This is a genomic window from Streptomyces sp. SID486 (genome assembly GCF_009865385.1).
Taxonomy (GTDB): Bacteria; Actinomycetota; Actinomycetes; order Streptomycetales; family Streptomycetaceae; genus Streptomyces.
Genome location: NZ_WWJT01000714.1, coordinates 1 through 1161, shown reverse-complemented (window position 1 = coordinate 1161; position 1161 = coordinate 1). Strand labels below are relative to the sequence as shown.

Here is a 1161-nt window from a genome sequence, read left to right as displayed (position 1 = left end):
GAGGTCGACCCGCGCCGCACCGTACGCGAGCTGCTGCGGCGCGGCGGGGAGCCGGCCCGGCTGCGCCGGCACGCGCGCGTGGCCCGGCCTCGGCGGGTCGTGCTGCTGGTCGACGTGAGCGGTTCGATGGCGCCGTACGCCGACGCGCTGCTGCGGTTCGCGCACGCGGCCGTGCGCGGGGGCCGCACGGAGGTGTTCACCGTCGGTACGCGGCTGACCCGGGCCACCCGCGAGCTGACGCACCGCGACCCGGACCTGGCCATGGCCGCCGTCGCCGCCGCCGTACCCGACTGGCGCGGCGGCACCCGGCTCGGCGAGCTGCTGCGGGAGTTCCTGAACCGCTGGGGTCAGCGCGGCATGGCGCGCGGCGCTGTCGTGGTCCTGCTCTCGGACGGCTGGGAGCGCGGCGATCCGGAGCTGCTGGGCGCGCAGATGCGCCGGCTGCACGGCCTGGCCCATCAGGTGATCTGGGCCAACCCGCGCAAGGCCCGCCCCGGTTACGCGCCGCTCGCCGCCGGGATGGCGGCGGCCCTGCCCAGCGTCGACGCCTTCGTGGAGGGGCACAGTCTCGCGGCGCTGGAGCGGCTGGCGGCGGTGGTGCGCGGGGCGTCGGCCGCAGAGACGGCGGCCGGAGAGCCGGCGGGGAGAGGAGTGGACGGTGCGTGAGATCCTGCCGGCGCTGGAGCGCTGGTACGCGGCCCGGGTCCCGTTCGGGCTCGCCACGGTCGTCGCGGTCAGCCGCAGTGCGCCGCGCGGGCCGGGCGCGGCCATGGCGGTGGGGCCGGACGACGAGGTGCTGGGCAGTGTGTCCGGCGGGTGTGTGGAAGGGGCGGTGTTCGAGCTCGCGCAGGAGGTCGTGGCGAGCGGCACGGCCCGGCTCGCGACCTTCGGCTACAGCGACGAGGACGCGTTCGCCGTCGGGCTGACCTGCGGCGGGGAGATCACCGTGCTGGTCCGGCCGGTGACGCCGGGGTCCGACCCGGCCTTCGGTGCGCTCGCCGCGTCGGTCGCCGCGGGCGAACCGGTGACCACGGCCACGGTGGTCGACGGACCCGCCCCGCGCGGGGCCGTGCTCGCGGTCTGGCCCGGCGCCGTGCGGGGCACGCTCGGCGCGGCCGGGCTCGATGCCGCCGTCACCGCCGACGCGCGCGGCGAACTGGC

Annotated in this window: 2 protein-coding genes; both read left to right on the top strand. The window is 78.3% G+C overall.

Annotated elements, in window-relative coordinates:
• Nucleotides 1–666, top strand: a 666-nt coding sequence (locus tag GT045_RS33370; RefSeq protein WP_161336483.1) for a VWA domain-containing protein, incomplete at its 5' end; no start/stop codon positions are given.
• Nucleotides 659–1161 (top strand): XdhC family protein (locus GT045_RS33365; protein ID WP_161336482.1); only part of this gene is annotated, 503 nt, incomplete at its 3' end. The genes GT045_RS33370 and GT045_RS33365, both read left to right, overlap by 8 nt.